The organism is Microbacterium sp. NPDC087591, assembly GCF_044743625.1.
In the GTDB taxonomy this organism is placed as follows: domain Bacteria; phylum Actinomycetota; class Actinomycetes; order Actinomycetales; family Microbacteriaceae; genus Microbacterium.
Genome location: NZ_JBIUWU010000001.1, coordinates 753,612 through 779,451, shown reverse-complemented (window position 1 = coordinate 779,451; position 25,840 = coordinate 753,612). Strand labels below are relative to the sequence as shown.

The window sequence follows — 25,840 nt, the reverse complement described above, 5'->3', positions numbered from 1 at the left end:
CGTTCACGGCCGGGGTCAGCCGCCGAACGGCCAGATCAGCGGCACGTAGAACACCGCGACCGCGAAGAACAACAGCATCAGCGGCAGGCCGAGCCGTGCGTAGTCGCCGAACCGGTAGCCGCCCGGCTCCATGACCAGGAGGTTCGCCGGAGTCGCCACCGGCGTGAGGAAGGCGGCAGCACCGGCGACCGTCAGCGCCATCAGGAACGGGAGCACCGAGGCATCCATCGCACTCGCCAGTGCGACGGCGACCGGAGCCACGATCAGCACGGTGGCGGTGTTGCTGATGAGCTGGCCCAGCAGGAGCGTGATGACGACGATCACGGCCACTGCGGCCTGGGGCCCGGTGTCTCCGAGCCAGGTGCGCAGGGTCTCGGCGATCAGCGTCGCCGCACCGGTCTCCTGGAACGCGGTCGACAGCGGGATCATGCCGGCCACCAGGATCACGGTGGTCCAGGAGATGGAGCGGTAGGCCCGCGCGATCGGCACGACCCCGGTCAGGATCAGTGCACCGGCGGCCAGGAGACCGGCGATCGCGGCGGGCACGACGCCGGTGGCGAGCAGGACGATCATGACGAGCAGGATCACGGACGTGCGCTTGGCGCCGGCTCCGAGCGGGACGGACCGACGCAGCGTGAGCGGCGCATCGACGACCAGCACCTCGTCGCGCTGGGCGGTGTGGCGCTGCAGGTCGTCCCACGAGCCGTCGAGCAGCAGCGCATCACCCGCGCGGAGCCGGTCGCCGGCGCTGTCGAGCGATTCGCCACCGCGCCGCACGCCGAGCACCACGAGGTCACCGCTCGGCGTGCACATTCCCGCGAAGACATGCAGTCCGATCAGGGAGGAGCGCGGGGGCACGACCACCTCCGCCACACCTCTGGCCGCCGACATCAGCGGGCGCTCGCTGGTGATCGCGTAGTCCGCCCGCAGCGTCCTGGCGAGCTTCTCGAGGTCGACCGGTGCCGAGGCGGCAGCCCTCGAGGGGAGCAGCCGAGATCCGAAGAGCAGGATGATCGCGAGCGTGCTGACGACGAGCGGCAGACCGACCAGTGCGAACTCGAAGAAGCCGAAGGCCCGGCCTCCGTTGTCGGCGGAGATCTCCGACACGATGATGTTCACCGGGGTGCCGGTGAGTGCGAGCATCGACCCCGCGTGTGCCGAGAACGCGAGCGGCATCAGCATCTGCGACGGGGCGATGCCCGCGCGGGCCGCGACGACGACGACCAGGGGCAGCAGCGCGGCGACAGCTCCGTTCACGCTGATGACCGCGGTGAGAACGGCGGTGAGCAGACCGATCGTGACCAGTAGGCGGCTGCGGTTCGTGCCGGTGCGGGCGATCACCTCCTGCCCCGCCCAGGCGACGATGCCGGTGGATTCCAGTGCTTCGCTCACCACGAACAGGGCGGCGATGAAGAGCACGGTGGGGTCGCCGAAACCAGCCAGCGCGCTGTGCAGATCCAGCACTCCGAAAAGGTAGAGGGCGACCGAGACGCCGACGGCGACGACGCCGAGGGGGATGCGATTCGACACGAACGCGATCACCGCGCACAGCAGAATGATGAGCGTCGTCACGATCGGGTCCATAGGGCTGACCATAAACGGCGGTGCGCGACCCGGCATCCCCCAATATTGGGGGGGGTCATGCTCGGGTCACTCACGCCAGGATGGGATCATGCCTGCCGCGAAGGAACTGAGCACCCCGGGTGCCGAGAGCAAGGGGTTCCTGAACTGGATCGAGAAGGTCGGCAACAAGGTGCCGGACCCCACGATCATGTTCGTCTACCTGATCGGACTGATCGCCGTGCTCTCCGCGATCCTGTCGTGGGTCGGGGTGTCGGTGACCGACGAGGTGGTCACCCCGGTGCCGCGCGACGAGTTCTCGCAGATCAACGAGCACCTCGGCGGCACGTGGAGCATCTACGACTCCGTCACGGGCGAACCTGCCGAGGTCCCCGACTACATCGTGGAGGAGCGCACTTTCGACGTGCGCAACCTGCTCTCGGTCGAGGGCGTCCGGTTCTTCTTCACGTCGTTCGTCGATAACTTCGCCGGCTTCGGAGTGGTGGCCGTCGTGCTGATCGCGATGGCGGGCGTCGGCGTCGCCGAGCACGCCGGTCTCATGGGAGCGCTCATCCGTCGCGTCGTCAAGGTCGCGCCGCGGCGCTGGCTGGCCTTCATCCTGATCTTCGTCGGAGTGCTCTCTTCGGTGGCGACGGATGCCGGCTACCTGATCCTCGTCCCGCTCGCTGCGGCGGCGTTCCTCACGGTCGGGCGAAATCCGCTGGCCGGCCTCGCCGCCGCATTCGCCGGTGTCGGAGCGGCCTTCGGCGCGAACCTGCTGATCACTCCGAGCGACAGCATGCTCACGGAGATCACCAACGAGGTGCTCACCTCCGCGGGGATGGAGCCGATCGAGGTCACGCAGAACTTCTACTTCGGGATCGTGTCGTCGATCCTCTTGGCCGTCGTCGCCCTGCTGGTGACCGTGTTCATCACGGAGAAGCGGCTGGGCGCCTACGACCGCAGTGGACTCACGATCGCGGACGAGACCGAGAACATCGACCACGACGCGGAAGCGCGCGGCCTGCGGTTCTCGTTCTGGGCGTTGCTCGGCTATGTGGCACTGATCGCCCTGCTCACGGCACCTCCCGGTGCGCCGTTGCGCGACCCCGAGACCGGAGCCATCATCGGCACCACGCCGTTCATGGCGAGCCTGGTGTTCATCATCTCGCTGGCGTTCCTGGTGTGCGGTCTCGCCTACGGTGCCGGCGCGCGCACCCTCCGCGGCGGTTCCGCTGCCGTCGGAGCGATCGCGAAGACCTTCGCGAGCCTGGGCGGCCTGCTCGTGATGTTCCTGATGATCGCCCAGTTCATCGCCCTGTTCAACTGGACCAACCTGCCGACGGTGGCGGCCGTGTCGGCCGCGGAGCTGCTGCAGCAGGCCAACGTGCCGGCGATCGTGTTGCTGCTCGCGTTCATCATCGTGATCGTGATCCTCGACTTCATCCTCCCCGGGCTGGTTCCCAAGTGGGTGATCTTCGCGCCGGTGTTCATCCCGATCTTCGCCTCGCTCGATGTGGCACCGCAGACGCTGCTCGCCGCCTACCGGGTCGGCGATTCGCCGGTGAACGTGCTGACGCCGTTGATGGTCTACCTGCCCTTCATGGTCACCGTCGCCCAGCGCTACAAGAAGGATGCGGGCATCGGCACGATCATCGCCCTGATGATCCCGTACGCGATGTGGATGCTCATCTCGTGGGTCGCGCTCTACGTCGTGTGGTTCCTGCTCGGCATCCCGTGGGGGCCCGGCTCCCCGGTGGACATGGTCGGTTGACCGACCTTCCCACGCCCCCTGCTCCGCAGCCGGGCGACCCAGGACCCCTCCCACACCGAAGGAGAACCCCCGTGGACCGCAGACCGAACAAGATCATCCCCGCCGACCTGGCCACGGTGCCGGGGCTGGACGACCTCGACGCCGCGCGGATCGAGGTCGGAGCCATCCCCTCCGATGTGCAGGCGATCGGCATCGGCGTCTACGCCGACGGTGATGTGCCTGCCGCGGTCGGGTTCGACCGTGCCGCTCTGGAAGAGGCGGGGTTCACGGCGAAGTCGGGGACTGTGCTGACCGTGCCCCGCGCCGGGCAGCCCGAGCTCGTCGTGATCGGTCTGGGCGACCGGAACGACCTCACCACCGATGCGCTGCGTGATGCCGCGGCGGCGCTGGCACGCGGTGCCTCCCGTCATGAGCGACTGGGACTGCGGATCGACGACCTCGCGGGTGTCGAGCTCGAGGTCGCCATCCGGGCGCTCGCCGAGGGGGCGCTGCTGGCCCGTTACCGCTACACCGTGCTGAACAGCACGACCAAACACGTCGCCCTGGGGGCGCTCACGCTCGATCTCCCGGGGTACGGCGAGATCGAGGGGCCTGTCGCCGAGGCGTTCGTCGGAGCCCGTGCTGCGGTGGTGGCACGCGACCTCGCGAACACCCCGCCCGGACACCTCACGGCGGTCAACATGGGCGAGATCGCCGAGTCGCTGGGGGAGCGTTTCGGATTCGCCGTCGAGCTGTTCGACAAGGACGCACTGGTCGAGCTCGGATGCGGTGGACTCCTGGGCGTGAACCAGGGGTCGACGGAAGAGCCGCGCATGATCAAGCTGACCTACACCCCGTCCGGCCCGAGCACAGGTCACCTCGGTCTGGTGGGCAAGGGGATCATGTACGACTCGGGCGGCATCAGCCTCAAGCCGAGCGATCCGATGCACCTGCTGATGAAGATGGACATGGGAGGTGCCGCGGCGGTGCTCGGCGCGTTCACCGGACTGCGCGATGCCGGCACGACGGCGACCGTCTCCGGGTGGCTGATGTGCACCGACAACATGCCCTCTGGCACGTCGTACAAGCTCGGTGACGTGCTCACCGCCCGCGGCGGGACGACCATCGAGGTGAAGAACACCGACGCCGAAGGACGCCTCGTGATGAGCGACGCCCTCGTGCTGGCGAACGAGGACGGCGTCGACGCGATCGTCGACATCGCGACGCTGACCGGTGCTGCGCTCGTGTCGCTCGGCCCCGCGCGAGCTCCGGTCTTCGGCAACGATCAGCGCACGGTCGACCTGGTCACGGCGGCGGCCGCGGCGGTCGACGAGCAGGTCTGGCAGCTGCCGCTGGAGCAGAAGTACCGGACGCAGCTCGATTCGCAGATCGCCGACATCGCGAATCTCGGCGGTCCGTTCGCCGGTGCGACGACGGCGGCACTGTTCCTCGAGCACTTCGTCGGCAAGACGCCCTGGGCGCACCTCGACATCGCCGGCACCATGCAGACCGAGAAGGATGACGCCTGGCGCACCGCCGGGGCGACCGGGTTCGGAGCCCGCATCCTGCTCGAGGTCGCGCGCGGTTTCGCCCCCGCATCCTGAAACCCATCACAGAACGAGGAGTGCCATGGCTTCATGGACGTATGTCGGACCGCTCAACTTCGCGGTGTTCGCCGTTCCCTTCGGGGTCGACCTCACGGTCGTCATCAAAGAGCTCGAGACGCTCCAGCGTGCACACGCGATCGAGGTGCTCGATATCGAGCTGATCGCTGGCAGCGCGGATGGCGGTGTGCGCCGGGAGCCGTTCGAGAACGCCTCAGCCGACGCGGCGGAGACGGACCTGCTCGACGACGAGGACCTGGCCGAGATCGGCCGGGAGCTCGCCGCCGGAGAGCGCGCGCTCGTGGTGGTCTATGAAGACCGCAGCCTCGCCGGAGTCGCCGGGCTGGTCGGCGGGCTCGGCGGTCGCAATATCTGGTCGGGCGGGATCGACGCCGCCGACCTCGACGAAGAGTCCGCACCGCAGGAAGGAGCAGGGGAATGAGCCTCTTGAGAACAGCTGCACGCGCATCCGTGGCCACACGAGTGGTGGGGAACGTGCAACGCCGGCAGCGCCAGCAGTGGGCGGCGCAGGATGCTGCACAGGCGGCAGCGGCCGCTCCCGCGCCTGCGGCGGCCCCGTCAGCGGTCGACACGCAGCAGCTGATCGGCCAGCTGCAGCAACTGGGTCAGCTGCGCGATGCCGGCGTGCTCACCGAGGCGGAGTTCACGGCCCAGAAGCAGCGTCTGCTCGGGTCTTGATACGACATGAAAAGGCCGGATGTCGTACTCACGGCATCCTTCATTGATGCCGCACCGGCGGCAAGGGGAGTAATCGAATGTCTTTCTGGTCAACCATCGCTGACGTGATCTGGTGGTTCCTCACCATCTTCGTCTTCGTCGCCTACTTGATGGCGCTCTTCTCGATCATCACCGATCTGTTCCGTGACCGCGCGCTCAACGGCTTCGCCAAGGCGGTCTGGCTGCTGTTCCTGGTATTCCTGCCGTTCCTGACGGCGCTGGTGTACCTGATCGTCCGTGGCAAGGGGATGGGTGAGCGTGCAGCGCAGCAGGCTGCCGCCGCGCAGCATCAGGCAGAGGACTACGTGCGCTCGATCGCGGGTTCGGCGGCGACGCCGACCGACGAGATCGAGCGGGCCAAGCGTCTTCTCGACGCCGGCGCCATCACTGACGCCGAGTTCGCGTCGCTGAAGCAGGCGGCGTTGTCTCGCGCAACGGCATGAGCCGAGCAGCCGCGCGAGGATCGGGCCGATGACGCCCGTGCCCCGCGCAGCGCCGGGCGGCGCGGAGCCCCTGCCTCCGGGTGGGAGCGCCGCGGCATCAGGTGCCGCACGGCTCAGCACGCTCGCCACGTCGGCGGAGGGCATCTACGGCCTCATCATCGTGGCTGGCATGATCGTGGTCAGTCGCAACCTCACGGCCAGTTCCGGCGAGGCGCTGCTGTCGGTGATCGCGACGCTGCTCGTCTTCTTCGCGGCGCACGTGTACGCCGCAGCGGTGTCGTGGATGGCGGAGCATCCGGAGCGCGATGGGGGCATCGGCTCCGCCGTCCGTCACGGGCTCAACGAGTCTGTCGGCCTGCTCGGGCTCGCCGCGGTGCCGGTCCTGATCCTGTTCCTCGGCTTCGCCGGCCTGCTGCACGACGGGTTCGCCGTGTGGATGGCGCTGAGCGTCGACGTCCTGCTGCTCGCGATCGTCGGCTGGGTCATCGCCGGTACCCGCACCACGAGCATGTGGGCGCGGCTGGGTGGGGCGCTGGTGACCGCTTCCTTCGGCGGTATCCTGATCGCGCTCAAAGCCCTCATCCACCACTGACCTCTCCAGCACTGACCGCCCTCTCCAGCACTGACCGCCCTCTCCACCACTGACCGGAATACGACCATCGATACTCCCTCCGTTGCCGACCAGCTGAACGACGTCCCGCTTCCCTCTCGCCGCTGGTGGCACCTCGACCCCGGAGGGGCGCTGGGCGGACTCGGCCTCGCGGTGCTCTCGGTCACACCGTCGCTGCTGCCGCGCCCCGCGTTGTTCCAGGGCGTGGTCACCGCTGTCGCGTTCGCCATCGGATATCTGCTGGGCGTCGCGGTGTGGCGAGTGGCGCGTTCGCTCGTGCGCCGACGTCCCGCCCCGGCGCTGCGCAGTGTGCTGTGGATCACGTACGCCGCGATCTGGCTCGCCGCGGTCGCCGTCCTGTCGGTGCAGGCGCTCTCGTGGCAGAACGAGGTGCGCGCACTGGTCGAGATGCCGCCGCTGGGCGGTGCGGACCTCGCCCCCTTCCTGACGGGGTTCGTGCCGGTCGCGGTTCTCTTGCTCGCGATCGGGAAGGCACATCGACGGTTGTTCCTCGCTCTGCGGCGCAAGAGCGGACCGCCGATGGCGATCCTCGGCACCGCGACCGTCGTGGTCGCGGGCACGGCAGGTGTCGCGCTCGCCGCAGTGGTCGCGGTCGACACGATCTACGCCGGACTCAACGCCGGACCCGAAGCGGGGCTGGCGGAGCCGGATTCGACGTACCGTTCGGCGGGGCCGGACTCGGCGATCGACTGGGAAGACCTCGGCAGGCACGGGAGTGCATTCGTCGGAGGGGGACCGACGGCCGACGAGATCGCCGCGCTCAACGATGCGCCAGCGATGCAGCCGATCCGTGTGTACGCCGGACTGGCATCCGCTGACACCGTGGAGGAACGCGCCCGGCTGGTCGTGGAGGAGCTCGAGCGCACCGGCGCCTTCGATCGTGAGGTCCTGGTGGTCGCCACGACGACCGGGTCGGGATGGCTCGAGGCGCAGACGGTCGACTCGATCGAGTACCTGCACGCGGGCGACACGGCGATCGCCGCGCTCCAGTACGCGTACACCCCGAGCTGGGTGTCGTTCCTGTTCGACCCCGATGCTCCGGTCGAGGCGGCTCGGGTGCTGTTCGACGCGGTGGAGGAGCGGTGGATGCAGCTGCCGGTGGACGACCGCCCTCAGCTCATCAGCTACGGACTCAGCCTCGGAGCACACGGCAGCCAGGCGGTGTTCGACGATCTCGACGCGGTTCGCGCGCGCACGGACGGCGCGATGTTCGTGGGGAGTCCGGCGGGATCGACGCTCTGGCAGTCCCTGCAGGATGCCCGGGACCCCGGCAGTCCGGTGTGGAGGCCCGTGCTCGACGAGGGGCGTGAGGTGCGGTGGATGTCACGCGACGGCGATCAGGGCCTGCTCTCCGGACCTTGGGAGCATCCGCGGGTGCTGTACCTGCAGCATCCGACGGATCCGGTGACGTGGCTGACGCCGGAGCTGCTGTGGCGTGCGCCCGAGTGGTTGGAGCAGGGGCAGCGCGGTGAGGACGTCAGCCCGTCGATGCGGTGGATCCCGGTCGTGACGGTGGTGCAGGTCGGGATCGACATGCTCGGCGGGGAGGCGGTGCCCGCGCGTCATGGACACAACTTCGGCGACGTCGTCACCTCGGGGTGGCGCGAGGTCACCGGGGATGCCGGGCTGGGCGAGGAGGCGGTCGCCGCCATCCGCACCGAGATCGAGAGCTACGCGCCGATTCAGCCGTTCCAGGAGTGAGGGGCAGCTGACGGCTAGGGATGGCCGAGGGGGATGACCTCCGCATGCTCGATGCCGTCCTGGTACCAGACGAGTTCGGCTTCGGCGATGATCTCGGTCGGCGGCGCAGGGAGGGGGTGGCGCGCGGCGCGGTCGAGTTCGTCCCAGGCTTTCGCATCGAGGGTCTTGCCGTAGACGACGGAGAGGTGGAAGGTCCAGTCCTCCAGGTCGAGCTCGCCGAGTCTCCGGAAGTCCGTCTCGACGAGGAGATCGGTCAGCGCGGCGTAGGCGGCGACGAGTGAGTCGGTGCGAGCGAGTCGCAGGATCACGATCTGCCAGGGAGCAGGGAAGGTGTCCACCGCGTCGGCGGTCACGGTGATCGGATGCTGTCGCGCCGCCCAGGTCCGGATGGCCGCGACCAGCTCCTCCCGACGTGCCGACTCCGCGAATCCGCGCAGGGTGATGTGTCCGGTGTGCGGGAAGGTGACCGAGGTGTCCAGCGCCGCGAGGGTATCGCGCTGGAGTGCCTGGTACTCCGCGGCGACCGCGTCGGTCGGGCGCAGCACGAGGTACTGCTGTCCTTCCAGTGAGGCGAGCTGAGCAGGTGAAGCCATGAACGGTCGACGCATGGGTCGAGCATACGGAGTGGCCTCTGCGGCGCGCGTAACTTCGGACCCGAGACGTGACACGCCGCCCGCCGGGGCTGGCGGGCGGCGTGTCGGCGGTGATCTCCGAAGCTGTGCGCGGGGGCGGGCGGATCAGGCCGTCGCCAGCACCGCCTTGGTGGAGGTGGTGCGGCGGACGGTCACGGCGAGGGTCGTGGCGACGAGCGAGAGCACGCCCCAGACGACCAGCGCGGCGACCGCGCTGCCGCTTCCCGCGATGAGCCCGGCGAACGCGGGAGCGGTCGGCAGTGCGGCACCGAGTCCGGCGAGCCAGCCGGGCACGGTCGAGATCAGACCGGTCGCGACCGCCAGTACTCCCATGAGAGCACTGATCCAGCGGCCGATCCCGCCGAACAGGGCGACCAGCGCCTGGTTCACTGCGGCGAAAGCGACTCCGGCGACGACCGCGGTGCCGGCGAACGACCACCACGCAGCCGCATCGTACGCGGCGACGAACTGCACGATGAGCGCGACCAGGAGTCCCTGACCAGCGCCGATCAGGGCGGCAGGAGCGAAAGCGCGCAGTGCGAGCGAGGCTGAGGAACGGCGTGATGTGAGGGTGCGCGCGGTGTGCGCCCGCATCACGATGAACGACGCCAGGCCGCCGAACCACAGCACCACCGCGGCGAGCAGCGGGATCGCGGTCGGCCCGAAGATCGTGTTCATCGAGGAGTTGGTCGTCACCGGGTCGGCCATCACCGAGGCGAGCGACGTCGACTCGGATTCGCTGAACGAGGGGAGCGACTCGGATGCCGTGCGCAGACCGCCGGCGAGGTCGCCGGTACCTGTGGCGAGGGTGTCGAGTCCGGTCGCGAGCTCGGTCGCACCGTCGGCGAGCTGTGTGGCTCCGTCGCTGAGCTGCGTCGCGCCACTGGAGAGTGCGCGCGCGCCGGCCGCGGACTGGTCGATGCCCTGGCTGGCGAGCTGGTTCAGGCCGCCCGCGATCTGGGTGGCTCCGGCGCCTGCCTCGCTCATGCTCGTCGCGAGGGTGCTGAATGTGCCGGGGAGCCCGGCGATGCCGTCGGAGACCTGCTTCGCGCTCAGGGTGCCGGCGGCCGTCCCCGCCGAGGTCGCTGCGGTGACGGCGTCCGCCGCGGCCGCCTTGAGGTCGTCGCACATCGCCTGGCCGGAGACCGCCGGGTCGCACGTGGCCGCCATGGTCCCGAGGGTGGTCGCGAGACCGCTGGTCTGCGTGGCCGCCTGGTTCGCTGATGCCGTTGCACCTTGCAGTGCTCCGACGAGTTGAGAGATCCCGGCGACGTTCTGCTGCAGCTTCGCCCCGCCCTCCGTGAGCCCCGCACCGAGCGCGCCGGCTCCGTTCGCCACCTCACGGGTCTTCGAGGCGATGGTGTCGAGTCCTGAGGCCAGCGACGAGGCGCCGGAGCCGAGTTCGCTCGCGCCCGACGCCAGCTGGGTGGCGCCGTCGGGGATCGCTGCCGCGCCGTCCGCGGCGTCCCGTGCGCCACTGGCGAGTTTCACCGCTCCGTCCGCGGCCTCGCCGATCTGATCGCCGATCGTCGTGAAACCGACCAGGATGTTCTCGGTGGTCGCTTCGGTGAGCATGGTGCCGAGTGTGGAGGCGGCGACGGTCGCGATCTGGCCGGTGATGAGGTCGTCGGCGACGAGGCCGTCCTCGGGCGTGGTGACCTTGATGGTGGCCTGCTCGGCCTTCCCGCCGCCGTCCGCGATGGCCTGACCGGCCGAAGTGGCCGCGGCCGAGAAGTCTTCGGGGATCGTGATCACGGCCTGGTACGAGCCGTCGGCCAGTCCGTCTGCCGCATCCTCTTCGTTCGAGATCACCCAGGTGAGGTTCGAGTCGAGGTCGTCCGAGCCTTCGACGAGCCCGGACGCGAGCTGGCGCCCGAGCGGGGTGATCTGTCCGTCGATGGTCACCGGGTCGTCGAGGTTGACGATCGCGGCGGTCATCGAGTCCAGACGCTCGGTCGGGTTCTGCAGAGCGGCGACGAGGATGCCGCCGACCGCTGCCGGCAGCAGCAGCACACCGAGGATGGTGAGCCACGTGATCGGCTTGCGGGAGCGGGCGCGCTCGATGGAGAGGGTCATGCGGTCACCTCGGTGGATTCTTCAGCTGCCCGGCGGGGCATCCGTGTATCGATGATGTCGGCGGTCGGCCAGCCGGCCTCCGCGAGGATGGCGCGCGCGGTGTCGGCATCGGATGCGGTGGCGAACACGGCGAGCGGACGAGAAGCTGCGGCGTCCCGGAGCATCGCGGTCGCCTGATCGCGCTGGCCGCCGGCGAGACGGTCGAGACCGTCCACCACGACCAGTTCCGACCGGCCGCGGAGTGCTTCGGCGAGGTCGAGCAGCGCGGCATCCGCGTCGTCGACGAGCACACAGCCGACGTGGGCCCTGACCCAGGCCGCGCGCCCGGGCAGCAGGTGTCCGACGACGCGGAGTCGGCCGGACTCGGCGGGAACGCGGCCGGCGATCGCGAGCGCCAGCGCCCGTCGCACGCGGCTATCGCCTCCGGTGGCGATGAGAGCGCCGCCGGGCTGGACACGCAGCGAGACGCCGTCGAGCAGGGGAGCGTCGGCGCTGAGGGTCAGGTCGTCGGCGGCGACCACGGACTCGTCGCCGGGCCACGCGGCCAGGTGCCGCTCGCGCTCGACGGCCTCGCCCTCGATGTCGACGCTCGGCAGGATCTTCTCCAGCCAGGCCGGGATCTCCCACGCGCGCTCGCCGAGGATCGCCATGAGCGCGGGGATCAGCGTCATGCGCACCAGGAAGGCGTCGATCGCGATTCCGGCAGCGAGGCCGAGCGCGATGGGCTTGAGCGAGGAATCTCCCTCGGGAACGAACGCGACGAACACCGCGAACATGATGAGTCCGGCTGCGGTGACGACCTTCGCCGAACCCGTGAATCCGCTGCGCACCGTGCGCAGAGCGGCGGCGCGACGAGTCGCCCGGTCGGGGCTCTTCGAGTCGGGATCGTGCACGAAGTCCTCGCGCATGCGGGACACCAGGAACACCTGGTAGTCCATCGCGAGGCCGAACAGCACGCCCATCAGGATGATCGGCATGAAGCTGATGATGGGGCCGACCTTGGCGACGTGCAGCAGATCGGCGAACCAGCCCCACTCGAACACGGCCCCCACGACGCCGAAGGCGGCGACGATCGAGAGCAGGTAGCCGGCTGCGGCGGTGATCGGCACCCAGATCGAGCGGAACACGATGGTCAGCAGGATCAGCGAGAGCCCGATCACGAAGATGCCGAACGGCAGCAGGGCGTTTCCGAGCTGATCGGAGATGTCGATGCCGACGGCCGTGAAGCCGGTCACCTTGAGGTCGATCCCGAACTCCTCGAGCCACTCGTCGTGGTGGGAGCGCAGCTCGCGCACGAGGTCGGCGGTCGCCGGGTCATCCGGTGCGGTCTCGGGGATGATCTGCACGATGCCGGTGTCGGCGGTCTCGTTCGGAGTCGAAAGAGCGACCTCCTTGACACCGGGGACTTTGGCCACGGCCTCTCCGAGGTCGTCCATCAGGGTGACGGGATCGGTCGACGTGACGATCGTGCCGGTCAGGATCATCGGACCGTTGAACCCCGGGCCGAACTGCTCGCCGACGAGGTCGTAGCTCTGGCGGGCTTCCGAGTCCTTCGGCAGTACTCCGGCGTTCGGCAGGGCGAGGTTCAGGCTGAGGGCGGGCACGGCCACGATCCCCAGGCCGATGATGACGGCGAGGGAGACGAGCACGGGACGCTTCGTGACGCCGCGCACCCAGCGTTCGCTGCCCTTCGACCGGGTCGGCGACACCACGGCGTCATCGGACTTCTGGCCGCGGCCGGACTTCTTCACCTTCGGTGCCTTCGGGGGACGACCGACGACGCGACCCTTCATGAATCCGAGCAGGGCGGGGGTGAGGGTGACGGCGATGGCCACGGCGACCGCGACCGCGGCGGAGGCCGCGATGCCCATGGTGGTGAGGAACGGGATGCCCGCGAAGCCGAGGCCGATCAGCGCGATCAGCACGGTGACGCCCGCGAACACGACAGCGGATCCGGCGGTGCCGACCGCGCGCGACGCGGATTCCTCGGGGTCGACGCCCTCCCGGACCTGATCCTGATGTCGCGCCATGATGAACAGCGCATAGTCGATGCCGACGGCGAGCCCCAGCATGAGCGCCAGCAGCGGCGTCGTCGACGACACCGTCGCGAATGCGGTGGCTGCGAAGATGCCGGCCATCGAGATGCCGACGCCGAGGATCGCGGTGAGCAGCGGAAGTCCGGCGACCACGAACGAGCGGAACGTCACGATCAGCACGAGCAGGGCGATCAGCAGGCCGACCGCCTCGGTGAGGGTCACGCCGGGGATCGAGATCGCGAACAGGTCGCCGCCGAGGGACGTCTGCGATCCGTCCGGCAGCTCGGACGAGAGGTCGCTGACGACCTCCCGCAGAGAGTCCTTGGTCGCCTCGGAGACGTCGGTCGACTCTCCGTCGAACTGCACCCGCACGATCGCGGCGGTGTCGTCGTCGTTGATCATGCCGCTGACCATCTCGTCGTACGGCGAGGTGGCGGCGAGGACCTCGTCGAGATCGCCGAGTTCGTCGACCGCATCCTCGATGTGCTCGCGGTAGTCGTCATCCGTGATCTTGTCGCCGTCGGCGGCCACCACGATGAACTGCGCATTCGTGCCGCTCACCTGGGGGAAGGAACGGGAGAGCTGCTCGAGTCCCGCCTGGGATTCGGTGCCGGGAATGGAGAACGAGTTGTCGGTTCCCGCGCCGAGCACGAGTGCTCCCGCGCCGGCGATGCCGAGCGCGAGGAGCCAGGAGACGAGGACCCGCCACGGGTGCCGGAAAGACCAGCGGCCGAGCGAGGACAGGAATGTGGACACGCGTTCCTCCGAGGGATGCCATGCGGATACACAGGTGTATCCAATACATAGATGTATCGTAAGGTGACCCGCGCGGTGGAGTCTGTGTGCGGGGTGTGAATCATGCGAGAGTGAAGGGCCAGGAGGTTTCGATGACGACACCCGCAACCCGCAGCCGGGAGAACACGCGGGCGCGCCTGCTCGACGCGGCAGCTCAGGTCTTCGCCGAGGTCGGCCTCGACGGCGCCTCCGTCGAGGAGGTCTGCGATCGAGCCGGCTTCACGCGTGGCGCGTTCTACTCGAACTTCGAGTCCAAGGACGAGCTGTTCCTGACCCTCGCCGCGAGCGTCGCCGACGTGCGCGTGAGCGCGGTGCGCACGCGGGTCGAGGAGATGACCGCCGAGGGCGCCTTGGCAGAGGGCTGCGATCCGGTCGAACTCGTGCAGCGGGTCATGGAACTCGGAGGCGACGATCGTCTCGGCGTCATGCTGATGAGCGAGATCCGCATCCGCGCCCTGCGCGACGCGGAGTTCGGCGAGGCCTACCTCGCCCAGGAGAACGAGCTGGTCGCGAGCGTCGCTCAGATCGTCGAGGACATCGTGGTCGCCGGTTCCCTGCGGCTGCGCATCCCGGCCGCCGCGGCAGCCCGAATGCTCATGATCCTGTGGGAGGGCATGACGGTGCGTGGAGCGATGGCGGGTCAGGACGACGAGAGGCTTCGCCACTCCGGCAGCGAGGAGCTCGCGCGTCTCGTGGAGCTGCTGATCGAGCCGTAGGGGTATCGAGCGGTAGCGAACCGGCGGATCAGCTCAGCGGTCGACGGCCTGCGGATCCGGCCGGGAGGGCGAGAGCGACAGCAGTACGGCGACCCCGAGCATCGCGGTCGTCGTGAGGAATGTCGTGCGCAGGGCGGTCATGAGGGCATCCGCTGACGCGGTGTCGATCTCGGTGGCACCCGCCGTCGAGGCGAAGAGCGCGGCCAGAACCGAGGCGCCGGTGACGAGCCCGAGGTTGCGCGAGAGCCCGAGCAGTCCCGATGTCACCCCGCGACGTCCGGGTGGAGTCGCGCCGAGCACGCCGGTGTTGTTGGCCGCGAGGAAGAGCTGGTACCCCGGCGCCAGCAGCACGGTTCCGGTGATGTATCCGGGGAGCCCCCACGTGGCGGGCAGCAGCGCGAGTGCGAGGGAGCCGGCGATCATCGTGGTGAGTCCGACCGTGGTCATGCCGCGAGCGCCGAATCGGTCGACGGCTCGTCCGGCCAGTACTCCGCTCAGGATCGAGGCCACGGGGCCCGCCGCCATGGTCGCGCCGATCGCGGCCGGGGGCAGGTGCAGCGCCCCGGCGAGGAAGAACGGGCCGACGACCAGGGTGCTCATCATGACGGTGCCCACGATCAGGTTGAGGACGGCTCCGAGGGAGACGGCGCACACCTTGAGCAGCGAGAGCGGCAGGATCGGGTGCGCCGCGCGACTCTCCTGGACGGCGAAGAGTGCGACCATCGCCGTGGCACCGGCGAGCAGGAAAGTGGAAGGCCAGGAGTCGGCGGCTCCCGCATCGGTCACTCCGAGCGTGTACAGTGCGACGGCGCCGGTGAGCAGCAGGACTCCTGCGACGTCGAACCGGCCCTGGCGGGGTGTGGTGTGCGGGGTCTCTCCCGCCGACCGGCCGACCAGGAGCGCGGCGAGCAGTCCCAGCGGGGCCATGGCGGCGAAGATCGCCGGCCACCCTGCAACGGTGATGAGGAGACCGCCGAGCGCGGGGCCGGAGGCGGTGCCGACCGCGGCGGTCGTGCCGAGCAGCCCCATGATCGCGCCGAGTCGCTCAGGGGGCACCGTGTCGCGAGCGCGCGCGAGCGGCAGGGTCATCATCACGGCGGCACCGATGCCCTGCAGCGCCCTGGCGGCGACCAGCATCCCCGGTGTCGGGGCGATCGCGCACAGGACGGCGGAGAAGCTGAACACCGCGATCCCCCCGAGCAGGACTCTCCGACGTCCGAGCAGGTCGCCGAGATGTCCGACCGTGAGGCTCGTCGCCGTCATCGCCAGCAGATAGGCGAGGGCGACCCATTGCGTCTGGGCGAACGTGCCTTCCAGGTCGACCGCGATCGTCGGCAGGGCGACGTTCGCCGCGCTGGTGCCCAGTGAGGCGACCAGGACGCTGAGGGCGAGTGCGCCGACTCCTGTGCGCACGAGGGAAGGGGTGGGTGGGGCTTCGGCCATGCTCAGAGCTTCCTCGCGCCGGTGCTCATTCGGCAACTTGAGTTGCTGAAACAGGGATGATGTGCTGGAGTTGCCGCGTGGATGAGACGGAAACGGCCGCACAACTCGATCTGACCTTGGAGCGGATAGGGCCTCGGCTGCAGGCCCTGCGTCTGCGCCGAGGCGTGACTCTCGCCGAGGTCGCGGCCAGCACAGGCATCTCGAAGAGCACGCTCTCCCGATTGGAGACCGGACAGCGGCGCGCGAGTCTCGAACTCCTGTTGCCCTTGGCCCGCGAGTACCGGGTATCGCTGGACGATCTCGTCGGAGCACCCGAGACGGGGGACCCCCGAGTGCGACTGCGGCCGCGCACGGTGAACGGCCGCACCGTGGTCGCGCTGACGCGGCAGCCGGGGGAGAGGCATGCGTGGAAGATCCTCGTGCCGCACTCGGTGCAGGAGCCCCGCCTCACCTCCCACGAGGGCTCCTCGTGGATGTATGTGCTGAGTGGCCGCATCCGACTGATCGTGGGAGACCGCGATGTCGTGATCGAGAGCGGAGAGGTCGCGGAGTTCGACACGCGGACCCCGCACTGGTTCGGGGCGGCGGGTGATCAGGATGCCGAGATCCTGACGATCTTCGGCACGTATGGTGAGCGCGAGCACCGCAGCGCCGAGCTGGCCACTCGTCATCTCTCCGAGGTGCTGGGGGAGCTGTGAGCGGCGGAGTGCGCTAGTTCAGTGCGCGGCGGCGAGCTCGTAGTGGCAGCGGGCGAGTCGCGCGGTCCACCATTCCCTGCGCTCATCGGATGCGGCGAGACGGGTGAGCGCCGCAGGGTCCGGCGTCAGCCGGCCGACCGGGATGGAGCCGTCGACCGGGCGGAGCTCGGCGACATCGTCGAGGAAGAGTGACGACGTGCCCAGTCCGCAGTCGTAGTCCAGACGGGGCAGTGCGGCGGCGAGTGCCGCGCCCTGCGAGAGGCCGATCGCGGTGTCGAGGGCGCTCGAGACGACGACGGGGAGCCCGGCGGCGGTCACGATCTGCAGCGCGTGCCTCACGCCGCCCAGCGGCTGCGCCTTGATGACCAGCAGGTCGGCGGCGCCGGCGCGGGCAACGGCCAGCGGGTCGGACGACTTGCGCACACTCTCGTCCGCGGCGACCGGGATGCCGAGGTACTTCACGCGCTGACGGAGTTCGGCGAGCTCTGGCACCGTCGTGCAGGGCTGCTCGACGTACTCCAGGTCGAACTCGTTGAGCGCGTGCACCGCTCTTTCGGCCTCATCGACGTTCCAGGCCCCGTTCGCGTCGATGCGGATCCGCCCCTCCGGTCCCATGACCTCGCGCACCGCCCGGACCCGTGCCACATCATCGGCGAGCGTCTGGCCGGGTTCGGCGACCTTGACCTTCGCCGTTCGGCATCCGGCGAAGCGCGCCAGCAGTTCGGGCACGCGGGCGGCGTCGATCGCCGGCACCGTCGCGTTCACGCCGATGCGCTCACGCAGCGGCTCGGGCTGGACGTTCCAGGCGAAGTCGATCGCGGCGGCGAGCCACGTCGCGGCCTCCGCATCCTCGTACTCCGTGAACGGGGAGAACTCCGCCCACCCCTGCGGGCCTTCGAAGAGCAGCGCTTCTCTGGTGTCCACGCCGCGGAAGCGGCTGTGCATCGGGAGGGCGACGACCCTGGCCGAGTCGATCAGTTCTGCGAGCGGCGGGATCATGTGCCCATTCTGCTCTCTGCGCACCCGTGTACGTCATCCCGCGCCGAGGCGAGTCGCGCCGACGCGTTCGGCCGAGGCCGCTGCACGAGACGCGTCCACCACATAAATGTGCGATTGACGATAGTGTGCGACGCACACTATCGTCTGTGGCATGAACGAAGTCCTCGATACGCATCTGCAGGAGCTGCGACGCGGCACGATCGTGCTCGCCTGCCTGCAGCTGCTGCGGACCCCGGGCTACGGCTACGGGCTGCTCGAAGAGCTCGAGCGGCGAGGATTCGCGACAGACGCGAACACCCTGTACCCCCTGCTGCGGAGACTCGAGAAGCAGGAGTATCTCACCAGCGAGTGGAACACCGACGAGGCCAGACCGCGCAAGTTCTACCGCACCTCGGATGCCGGCATCCGTCTCGCCGACACCCTCACCGAAGAATGGCGATCGCTCACCACCGCGATCGCTGGCCTCACCGCAGAGGAGAACTGACATGACCAGCGCGACGCTCACCGAGCGATACATCAGCGCGACGATCCGCAGCCTGAAGCCCGACGCGCAGGCCGACGTCAGAGCCGAGTTGGAGGCATCCATCGCGGACGCCGTCGAGGCCCGCCTCGAACAGGGCGAGGCCCCGGCCGACGCGGAGCGCGCCGTCCTCACAGAGCTGGGCGACCCGGGGATCCTGGCAGCCGGCTACGCCGATCGTCCGCTGCACCTCATCGGCCCGCGGTACTACCTGACGTGGTGGCGTCTGCTGAAGGTGCTCCTGCTCGCCGTGCCGGTGAGCGTGCTCGGTGTCGTCGCGCTGGGCCAGACCATCTCCGGTGCGGCGGTCGGCGAGATCATCTCCTCATCGATCCTCGCGGCCGGCGGGGTGGTCATCCAGCTGTGCTTCTGGACGACGCTCGTGTTCGTCGTGCTGGAGCGGGCAGGCACCGACACCGGCGAGACCTGGAACGTCGACAAGCTCCCCGAGCCGATGGAGAACAGCGGCGGGCGGAGCGAGCTGATCGCCGCGCTGGTCTTCCTCGGGATCGCGGTGGGCGCCCTGCTCTGGGACCGATTCCGCGGTTTCGTGATCGTCGACGGAGAGGCGCTCCCGATCCTCGATCCGCAGCTGTGGCCGTGGGGGATCTCGGCACTGTTCGCCCTGATCGCGCTGGAAGCGGTCTTCGCGATCGTCGTCTTCATGAGAGGACGATGGAGCGTGGGTCTCGCCGTGGCGAACACCGTGCTCGCGCTGGTCTTCCTCGCCTGGGCGCTGACCCTGCTTCTGCGTGGCGGACTCGTCAACCCGGACTTCCTCTCGCACCTCACGGCCGTCGGGGGAGAGGGGCTCGCCGCCGGCGACGCGAAGGCGGCGGACGAAGGCGGCATCTTCCGCATCCTCGCGGTCCTGCTGGGCTTCGCCATCGCGCTCGGGGTGGGGTGGGACATCGTCGACGGCTGGGTCAAAGCGGCGCGCGCTCGCCGCAGGTCCGCCGTCGGCGGAGCAGGCCGAGGAATAGGCTGGATGCCGTGACCACCGCATTCGTCTCCGACCTGTTCGACCCGAGCGAGTGGACTCTCGCGCCCGGCGCCGAGGACTACACCGACATCACCGCGCATGTCTCGCACGACGGCGGGGTCGCGCGCATCGCCTTCCACCGACCCGAGGTGCGCAACGCCTTCCGACCGCACACGGTCGACGAGCTGTATCGCGCGCTCGACATCGCGCGACAGGATCCGCGGATCGGGGCCGTGCTGCTCACCGGCAACGGTCCCAGCGCGAAGGACGGAGGGTGGGCGTTCTGCTCGGGCGGCGACCAGCGCATCCGCGGACGCGACGGCTACAAGTACTCCGACTCCGAGACGACCGTTCACGATTCGGCGCGCGGAGGCCGTCTGCACATCCTCGAGGTGCAGCGCCTGATCCGTTTCATGCCCAAGGTCGTCATCGCCGTGGTCCCCGGGTGGGCGGCCGGGGGAGGTCATTCGCTCCACGTCGTCTGCGACCTCACGATCGCGAGCGAGGAGCACGGGCGCTTCAAGCAGACGGATGCCGACGTCGGCAGCTTCGACGCCGGCTACGGCTCCGCCTACATGGCTCGCCAGACCGGGCAGAAGATCGCCCGCGAGGTGTTCTTCCTCGCCGAGGAGTACTCGGCGCGGCGCGCGTACGAGATGGGCGCCGTGAACCGCGTCGTGCCCCATGCGGAGCTCGAGCGGGAAGCGCTGAAGATGGCGCGCACGGTGCTCACGAAGTCGCCGACGGCGATCCGCATGCTCAAGTTCGCCTTCAACGCGGTCGATGACGGGCTGGTCGGACAGCAGGTGTTCGCGGGGGAGGCCACGCGGCTCGCCTACGGCACCGACGAAGCCGTCGAGGGACGCGACTCGTTCCTCGAGAAGCGCGACCCCGATTGGTCCTCCTTCCCCTGGCACTACTGAGGTCGCATCATGATCCCCCTGATCCCCACGGATGCCGAGAACCCGGCACAGCTGCGGGATGACCTCATCCGCGCGCTCGACGGCGGACCCGCCCTGGGGTTCGGGATGGTCGCCGGAACCCCCGACGCGGTCGAGGAGGGGACAGCGGCCGTGATCGCGACCTCCGGGTCGAGCGGGATCCCGAAGCGCGTGGTGCTCAGCGGCGAGGCTCTGCGCGCGAGCGCCGAGGCCACGGCCGAGCGCATCGGGAGCGGTCGCTGGCTGCTGGCGCTTCCGGCCGGCTACGTGGCGGGCCTTCAGGTGCTGGTGCGCTCGGTGCTCGCGGGTACGCAGCCGGTGTCGCTCGAGGGGCGCTTCTCACCGCTCGCCTTCGCCGAGGCATCGCTGTCGATGCTGCGCCCGGCGCCCGGCGCAGGCTCCGGCATCCCGGCCCTGTACACGTCTCTGGTGCCGGCGCAGGTGGCGACGCTGCTCGATGCTGCGGATGACACGGCGGTGCGGGCCGCGCTGCAGGCGTATCAGGCGATTCTCGTGGGCGGTCAGGCGCTGCCGCAGCCCGTACGCGAGCGTGCGGAGGATCTCGGGGTGCGGCTCGTGCGCACGTACGGATCGACCGAGACCAGCGGCGGGTGCGTGTACGACGGGGTACCGCTCGACACCGTGGCCGTGCGGGTCGTGGAGGGCGAGATCCGCCTGGCCGGGCCCATGCTCGCGGACGGCTATCTCGATGACCCTGCACTGACCGCGCGGACATTCGTGCGCGATGAGCACGGTATCCGCTGGTACCGCACGGGCGACCTCGGCATGGTCGAGGACGGTGTCGTGCGGGTGCAGGGCCGCGCCGACAATGTGATCGTGTCGGGCGGCATCAACATCTCGCTCGGCCGCGTCGAACGCGTGGTGCGACAGGTGCCGGGGCTCCACCAGGCGGTCGTGGTGGGAGTCGACGACGAGCGCTGGGGCGAGGCCTCCGTCATCGTCGCCGCCCGCGGGGAGGTGCTGCGACGCAGCGAGTCCGAGCAGCTCGTGCAGGCGCGTGATGCCGTGGCGGAGGAGCTGGGCAAGCACGCCAGGCCCGCACGGCTGATCCTGGTCGACGAGCTCGCGGTGCTGGCATCGGGCAAGCCCGACCGCGAGGCGATCCGCCGGGCAGTCGCCGAGCTGCGCTGAGGATCTGCGGACGGCGCCGACCTGCCAGGACGAATCATGGCCTCGTACACGCACGGACATCATGAGTCGGAGAGCAGGGGAGTCGAGAACGACGGCTGGTACCTGGTGCCGCATGGCGAGATCCTCTGCCGCGCCTGAACAGGCGGCGCGTGCGGGGCGGCGTCTGAGCGTGCGGATACATCCGCAGACGGACGCGCCCCGCACACCGCTCGCGTAGCGTGAGAGGGTGTTCCGCCCGATCTCCCGAACCTGGCTCATCGTCGACATCGTCGGCGCGCTGCTCGGTTTCGCCGTCACCACACCGCTGACCCTCTTCTTCTCGGCCACTCAGTTGAGCGCGTGGAGTGGCACGTCGCCGCTGGCGGTGACCGCGTCGGTGGTGGCGAGCGCCGTCGTGTGGGGTGCCGCCGCGATCGCGCGGCTCTCGCCCACGCTCGCGCTCAGCGTGGCCTGGTTCGGTGCCGTGATCCAGATGGGCATGGGGCTGCCGCCCGCGGCCTACGACCTGGGGATCATGGTCGTGCTCTTCGCGACCGCGGCGTGGGGCAGCAGAAGACTGCTCTGGATCGGCGGCATCTCGGCGCTCGGCGGCGGCGTGCTCGGCGGTCTGTACTTCGGCGTGGTCTGGTCGGGAGAGTTGCTGACGGATGCCGCGAGCGCGCTCAGAGCCGCCCTGATCGCGGCACTGCTGGCGTCGGTGTTCGTGCTCGCGATGGTCATGTCGTGGGGTGCGGGTCTGCTGTGGCGCGTGATCCTGAACGGTCGCGAGACCCAGGTCGCCAGGGCGCAGGCCGAGATGCTCGCCGCGGAGGAGCAAGAGCGGGTGCGGATCGCCCGCGACATGCACGACATCGTCGCTCACTCGCTCGCGGTCGTGATCGCCCAGGCGGACGGCGCCCGCTACGCCGCCGCCGCACAACCGGAGATCGCGTCGGAGGCCCTGGGAACGATCGCCCAGACGGCGCGGGGTGCGCTCTCCGATGTGCGGATGCTGCTCACGCAGTTGCGTCATCGACAGGGGGACGGACCGCAGCCGACCCTCGCCGACCTCGAGACGCTGTTCGCCCAGGTGCGGCAGGCGGGGGTGGAGCCGCGCATCACGGTCGATCCGATGCCCCCGGGGGAGCCGCCCGGCGCCATCCAGCTCGCGGTCTACCGCATCCTCCAGGAGGCGCTCACGAACGCCATCCGTCATGGCGACGGCACCGTCTCGGTGCACCTGGCCTGGCTGCCGGACCGCGTCGACCTGCAGGTGCGCAACGTCATCGGGCACGAGGCCGCGCCGACCGCCGGCGGGCACGGTGTGATCGGCATGCGCGAGCGCGCCCAGCTGGTGGGCGGTAGCCTGCATGCGGAGCGTCACGGCGAGCAGTTCGTCGTCGCCGCCTCCCTTCCGATCGGCGGGTCCGTCGCCGGATGACGTCTTCACCCGCAGGAGGCTCTGCCGCATGATCCGTGTCGTCCTCGTCGATGACCAGTCGCTGTTCCGCGCCGGCATCCGCATGCTCGTCGCCTCCCAACCCGACCTCGAAGTGGTCGGCGAGGCCGGCGACGGACGCGAGGCCCTCGATGTGGTGCGCACGACCAGGCCCGACGTCGTCCTCATGGACATCCGGATGCCGGTGATGGACGGGTTGACCGCCACCGCCGAGATCCTCACGCAACCGGATGCGCCGCGCATCGTCATGCTCACCACCTTCGACCTCGACGAGGCCGCCGCCAGGGCCATCCGGCAGGGCGCGAGCGGATTCCTGCTCAAGGACGCCGACCCGGAGTTCCTGCTGGCGGCGATCCGCACCGTGCACGCCGGCTCGAGCGTGATCGCCGCCTCCGCCACACGCGACCTGTTCGCGCACTTCGCCGAGGCGCCGAAGCCGGTTCCGGAGCAGTACACCACGCTCACCGAGCGGGAGCGCGAGATCTTCGCCCTCGCCGCGCGGGGGTTGTCGAACGCCGAGATCGCCGCCCGTGAGTTCCTCAGCGAGGCCACGGTCAAGACCCACATCAGCCGCATCCTGACCAAGCTCGCGCTGCGCGACCGCGTGCAGCTGGTGGTCTTCGCGTTCGAGCACGGTCTGGCCTGACCCGGACCTCCCCGAATCATCCTTGCGATGTAGCGGGATGCGTCGGGCGGGCGACGCGCCGTGGCATGGCTGCTCCGTAGCGTCGAAGGCATGGAGATCACGACCACCGACCTCGGGCTCGCCGCCCGCGTCCAGCACCTCAAGAAGACCTACGGCAGCGGCGAGGGCACCGTGCGTGCGCTCGATGACGTGAGCGTCGGCATCCGCCGCGGACAGTTCACAGCGATCATGGGGCCGTCCGGCTCCGGCAAGTCCACGCTCATGCACATCATGGCCGGACTCGACACCCCCACCGAGGGGCGCGCCTGGATCGGCGACACCGAGATCACCGGCCTCGCCGATCTCGACCTCACGATCCTGCGTCGCCGCCGCGTCGGCTTCATCTTCCAGGCGTTCAACCTGGTCCCCACGCTCGATGCGCTGGGGAACATCCTGCTGCCGTTCGAGCTCGACGGCCGTCGTCCGAGCGCGATCGAGCGCGCCCGCATCGACGGGCTCATCGACACCCTCGGCCTCGGCGCGCGGCTGAGCCACCGCCCGCACCAGCTCTCCGGTGGCCAGCAGCAGCGCGTCGCGATCGCCAGGGCACTCGCCACCGCGCCGGACCTCGTGTTCGCCGACGAGCCCACCGGCAACCTCGACTCCCAGACGGGCCGTGAGGTGCTGCAGCTGCTCGCTCGTGCGAGCCGTGAGCACGGGCAGTCCATCGCGATGGTGACGCACGACGCGATCGCCGCCAGCCACGCGGATCGGGTGCTGTACCTCGGCGACGGCCGCATCGTCGCCGACCACCCGCGTCAGACCGCCGAGGAGATCTCGGCCTACATGCTCGCCGCCGAGGTGGCGGCATGAGCGCCGTCGCCACGGTCGTCCCGGAGACGCGGGCGACCGCGCCACGGCTGGCCTGGCTCCGCGACCGGGGTATGGGCGCGAGCATCCTGGTCGCCGCCCTCTCGGCCGCGTTCGGGGTGCTGTTGGTCGAGGTCACCGCCTACATCGGCGCCGTGCTGCAGGCCGATCCCTTCATCGGCGACAGCGAGACGCTCGCCTTCGTGGTGGCACTGCTGTCGGTGCTGCTCACCGCTGTGGCGATGTACGTGGCCGCGATCGTCACCGCCAACACCTTCTCGACGATCATCGCCGGCCGCACGCGCCAGATCGCGCTCATGCGACTGATCGGCGCCACCGCGCGGTCGCAGCGCGCCGAGGTCGGGCGTCAGGGGCTCATCGTCGGCATCATCGGGGCCGGCCTCGGTCTGCTGGCCGGACTCCTGGTCACCGTGGCCGGCGCGCAGATCGGGGCGATGCTGCTCGACAACGACCCCTCGGGCTTCTCGCTCGCACAGCCGTTCATCGCTCTTCCTGTCATCGGCGTGGCGCTCACGACCTGGGCTGCTGCGTGGGCGGGATCGCGACGGGTGCTCACGGTCACCCCGCTGCAGGCCCTCGGCGGATCCGTCGAGCGCGCGCACGACGAGGTGGCCGGACGCCAGGGACGACACATCGGCGCGTGGGTGCTGCTGATCGCCGGGGTCGCACTGCTCGCCGCCGGTGTGGTGATCGGCCTGATCACTCCGCTCGGAGTCGTCGTCGCCTTCCTGGGCGGACTGCTGTCCTTCACCGGACTGGCTCTGGGGGCGGTGCTGTTCATGCCGCCCGTGCTGCGCCTGGTGGGCAAGATGTTCGGGTCGAGTGCGACCGCGCGTCTGGCCGCCGAGAACGCGCTGCGCTACCCGGAGCGCTCCTCGCGCATGGCGATCGGCGTGGTGATGGGCGTGACGCTCGTGACGATGTTCGCGGTCGCTCTGGAGTCGGCGAAGCGGCTGATGATGAACCAGTCGGGCGATGTGCCCGAGGAGTTCTTCGCGCCGTTCGATGCGTTCGCCGCGATCATGATGTTGCTCGTCGCCGTCTCGGCCGTCATCGCCGCGGTCGGGCTCGTGAACCTCCTGACGATCGGGGTGGTGCAGCGCCGCAGGGAGCTCGGGCTGCTGCGCTCGATCGGGCTGTCGAATCGTCAGGTGCGACGGATGGTCCTGCTCGAGGCGACGCACATCACGGTGGCAGCGACGCTCACCGGGCTCGTGCTCGGCGTCGCCTACGGGTGGATCGCGGCGCAGTCGCTGCTGGGCTCGGTGCCCACGCTGCCCGACTTCACTCCGGCAGGTCTGGTCGCCCCGCAGATCCCGTGGGTGCCGGTGGCGATCATCGTGGCGGCCACGGCCGTGCTCACGCTGGTGGCCGCGGCCACACCGACCCGGCTCGCGACCCGCGTGGCTCCGGTCGAGGCGCTCGCCGCCGACTGAGTTCCGCACGTGTGAGGAGCCACGACCCGC

At 69.7% G+C, this 25,840-nt stretch carries 23 protein-coding genes; 17 read left to right on the top strand and 6 right to left on the bottom strand.

What is annotated here, in order from left to right; all coding sequences use genetic code 11:
• Window positions 1–15 precede the first annotated feature (15 nt).
• Window positions 16–1,584 carry an SLC13 family permease gene (locus ACIOVG_RS03615; RefSeq protein WP_400869124.1) on the bottom strand — a complete coding sequence of 523 codons (1,569 nt, stop codon included), beginning with the start codon at window positions 1,582–1,584 and terminating at the stop codon, window positions 16–18.
• A gap of 88 nt (window positions 1,585–1,672) precedes the next feature.
• Between ACIOVG_RS03615 and ACIOVG_RS03610 the strand changes: the two genes are divergently transcribed.
• The 7 genes from ACIOVG_RS03610 (at window position 1,673) to ACIOVG_RS03580 (ending at window position 8,430) form a co-directional block, all read left to right on the top strand.
• Complete coding sequence (locus tag ACIOVG_RS03610; RefSeq protein ID WP_400869122.1) at window positions 1,673–3,334, top strand: AbgT family transporter; 1,662 nt, start codon at window positions 1,673–1,675, stop codon at window positions 3,332–3,334.
• Between the two features lie 71 nt (window positions 3,335–3,405).
• Window positions 3,406–4,917, top strand: coding sequence for a leucyl aminopeptidase family protein (locus tag ACIOVG_RS03605; protein ID WP_400869120.1), 1,512 nt, complete (start codon window positions 3,406–3,408; stop codon window positions 4,915–4,917).
• 25 nt (window positions 4,918–4,942) lie between these two features.
• Window positions 4,943–5,359: a hypothetical protein gene (locus tag ACIOVG_RS03600; protein ID WP_400869118.1), complete on the top strand. Its 417-nt coding sequence runs from the start codon at window positions 4,943–4,945 to the stop codon at window positions 5,357–5,359.
• Complete coding sequence (locus ACIOVG_RS03595; RefSeq protein WP_400869116.1) at window positions 5,356–5,616, top strand: SHOCT domain-containing protein; 261 nt, start codon at window positions 5,356–5,358, stop codon at window positions 5,614–5,616. The genes ACIOVG_RS03600 and ACIOVG_RS03595 overlap by 4 nt, the downstream gene beginning before the upstream one ends.
• 77 nt (window positions 5,617–5,693) lie before the next feature.
• Window positions 5,694–6,098, top strand: a complete 405-nt coding sequence (locus ACIOVG_RS03590) for an SHOCT domain-containing protein (protein ID WP_400869114.1) — start codon at window positions 5,694–5,696, stop codon at window positions 6,096–6,098.
• Between the two features lie 28 nt (window positions 6,099–6,126).
• Window positions 6,127–6,690 (top strand): hypothetical protein, encoded by a 564-nt coding sequence (locus tag ACIOVG_RS03585; protein ID WP_400869112.1) that lies wholly within the window; start codon window positions 6,127–6,129, stop codon window positions 6,688–6,690.
• A gap of 171 nt (window positions 6,691–6,861) precedes the next feature.
• The gene (locus ACIOVG_RS03580) at window positions 6,862–8,430 is read left to right on the top strand and encodes an alpha/beta hydrolase (protein WP_400869110.1); all 1,569 of its coding nucleotides are present in this window, start codon (window positions 6,862–6,864) and stop codon (window positions 8,428–8,430) included.
• Between the two features lie 14 nt (window positions 8,431–8,444).
• Here the strand turns inward: ACIOVG_RS03580 and ACIOVG_RS03575 are convergent, their stop codons facing one another.
• The 3 genes from ACIOVG_RS03575 to ACIOVG_RS03565 all read right to left on the bottom strand — a co-directional run bounded on the left by ACIOVG_RS03575 (window position 8,445) and on the right by ACIOVG_RS03565 (window position 13,930).
• Complete coding sequence (locus ACIOVG_RS03575; protein WP_400869108.1) at window positions 8,445–9,023, bottom strand: 2'-5' RNA ligase family protein; 579 nt, start codon at window positions 9,021–9,023, stop codon at window positions 8,445–8,447.
• Window positions 9,024–9,167: 144 nt separating this feature from the next.
• A complete protein-coding gene (locus ACIOVG_RS03570) occupies window positions 9,168–11,138 on the bottom strand; it encodes a YhgE/Pip domain-containing protein (RefSeq protein ID WP_400869106.1) in 1,971 nt (656 codons plus the stop codon).
• Complete coding sequence (locus ACIOVG_RS03565) at window positions 11,135–13,930, bottom strand: efflux RND transporter permease subunit (RefSeq protein ID WP_400869104.1); 2,796 nt, start codon at window positions 13,928–13,930, stop codon at window positions 11,135–11,137. The genes ACIOVG_RS03570 and ACIOVG_RS03565 overlap by 4 nt, the downstream gene beginning before the upstream one ends.
• Before the next feature lie 131 nt (window positions 13,931–14,061).
• On the opposite strand from ACIOVG_RS03565, the gene ACIOVG_RS03560 reads away from it, so the two are divergent.
• Window positions 14,062–14,685 (top strand): TetR/AcrR family transcriptional regulator, encoded by a 624-nt coding sequence (locus ACIOVG_RS03560; protein WP_400869102.1) that lies wholly within the window; start codon window positions 14,062–14,064, stop codon window positions 14,683–14,685.
• A 33-nt stretch (window positions 14,686–14,718) separates the two neighbouring features.
• Here ACIOVG_RS03560 and ACIOVG_RS03555 read toward each other — a convergent pair whose 3' ends face one another.
• Window positions 14,719–16,128: an MFS transporter gene (locus ACIOVG_RS03555; protein ID WP_400869100.1), complete on the bottom strand. Its 1,410-nt coding sequence runs from the start codon at window positions 16,126–16,128 to the stop codon at window positions 14,719–14,721.
• 77 nt (window positions 16,129–16,205) lie between these two features.
• On the opposite strand from ACIOVG_RS03555, the gene ACIOVG_RS03550 reads away from it, so the two are divergent.
• A complete protein-coding gene (locus ACIOVG_RS03550) occupies window positions 16,206–16,826 on the top strand; it encodes a helix-turn-helix domain-containing protein (protein ID WP_400869098.1) in 621 nt (206 codons plus the stop codon).
• Between the two features lie 18 nt (window positions 16,827–16,844).
• Here ACIOVG_RS03550 and ACIOVG_RS03545 read toward each other — a convergent pair whose 3' ends face one another.
• The gene (locus ACIOVG_RS03545; RefSeq protein WP_400869096.1) at window positions 16,845–17,825 is read right to left on the bottom strand and encodes an o-succinylbenzoate synthase; all 981 of its coding nucleotides are present in this window, start codon (window positions 17,823–17,825) and stop codon (window positions 16,845–16,847) included.
• Window positions 17,826–17,976: 151 nt separating this feature from the next.
• On the opposite strand from ACIOVG_RS03545, the gene ACIOVG_RS03540 reads away from it, so the two are divergent.
• From ACIOVG_RS03540 to ACIOVG_RS03505, 8 genes are all read left to right on the top strand, one after another.
• Window positions 17,977–18,309 carry a PadR family transcriptional regulator gene (locus tag ACIOVG_RS03540; RefSeq protein ID WP_400869094.1) on the top strand — a complete coding sequence of 111 codons (333 nt, stop codon included), beginning with the start codon at window positions 17,977–17,979 and terminating at the stop codon, window positions 18,307–18,309.
• Window position 18,310: 1 nt separating this feature from the next.
• A complete protein-coding gene (locus tag ACIOVG_RS03535) occupies window positions 18,311–19,342 on the top strand; it encodes a permease prefix domain 1-containing protein (protein ID WP_400869092.1) in 1,032 nt (343 codons plus the stop codon).
• On the top strand, window positions 19,339–20,250 hold the full coding sequence (locus ACIOVG_RS03530) for a 1,4-dihydroxy-2-naphthoyl-CoA synthase (protein ID WP_400869090.1): 912 nt from the start codon (window positions 19,339–19,341) through the stop codon (window positions 20,248–20,250). The genes ACIOVG_RS03535 and ACIOVG_RS03530 overlap by 4 nt, the downstream gene beginning before the upstream one ends.
• 9 nt (window positions 20,251–20,259) lie before the next feature.
• Window positions 20,260–21,420: an AMP-binding protein gene (locus tag ACIOVG_RS03525; protein ID WP_400869088.1), complete on the top strand. Its 1,161-nt coding sequence runs from the start codon at window positions 20,260–20,262 to the stop codon at window positions 21,418–21,420.
• 226 nt (window positions 21,421–21,646) lie between these two features.
• The gene (locus ACIOVG_RS03520; RefSeq protein WP_400869086.1) at window positions 21,647–22,840 is read left to right on the top strand and encodes a sensor histidine kinase; all 1,194 of its coding nucleotides are present in this window, start codon (window positions 21,647–21,649) and stop codon (window positions 22,838–22,840) included.
• Between the two features lie 28 nt (window positions 22,841–22,868).
• Window positions 22,869–23,504, top strand: a complete 636-nt coding sequence (locus tag ACIOVG_RS03515; RefSeq protein ID WP_400869084.1) for a response regulator — start codon at window positions 22,869–22,871, stop codon at window positions 23,502–23,504.
• A 90-nt stretch (window positions 23,505–23,594) separates the two neighbouring features.
• Complete coding sequence (locus ACIOVG_RS03510) at window positions 23,595–24,356, top strand: ABC transporter ATP-binding protein (RefSeq protein ID WP_363551760.1); 762 nt, start codon at window positions 23,595–23,597, stop codon at window positions 24,354–24,356.
• Window positions 24,353–25,810 (top strand): FtsX-like permease family protein, encoded by a 1,458-nt coding sequence (locus ACIOVG_RS03505; RefSeq protein WP_400869081.1) that lies wholly within the window; start codon window positions 24,353–24,355, stop codon window positions 25,808–25,810. Before ACIOVG_RS03510 ends, ACIOVG_RS03505 begins: the two co-directional genes overlap by 4 nt.
• Window positions 25,811–25,840 lie beyond the last annotated feature (30 nt).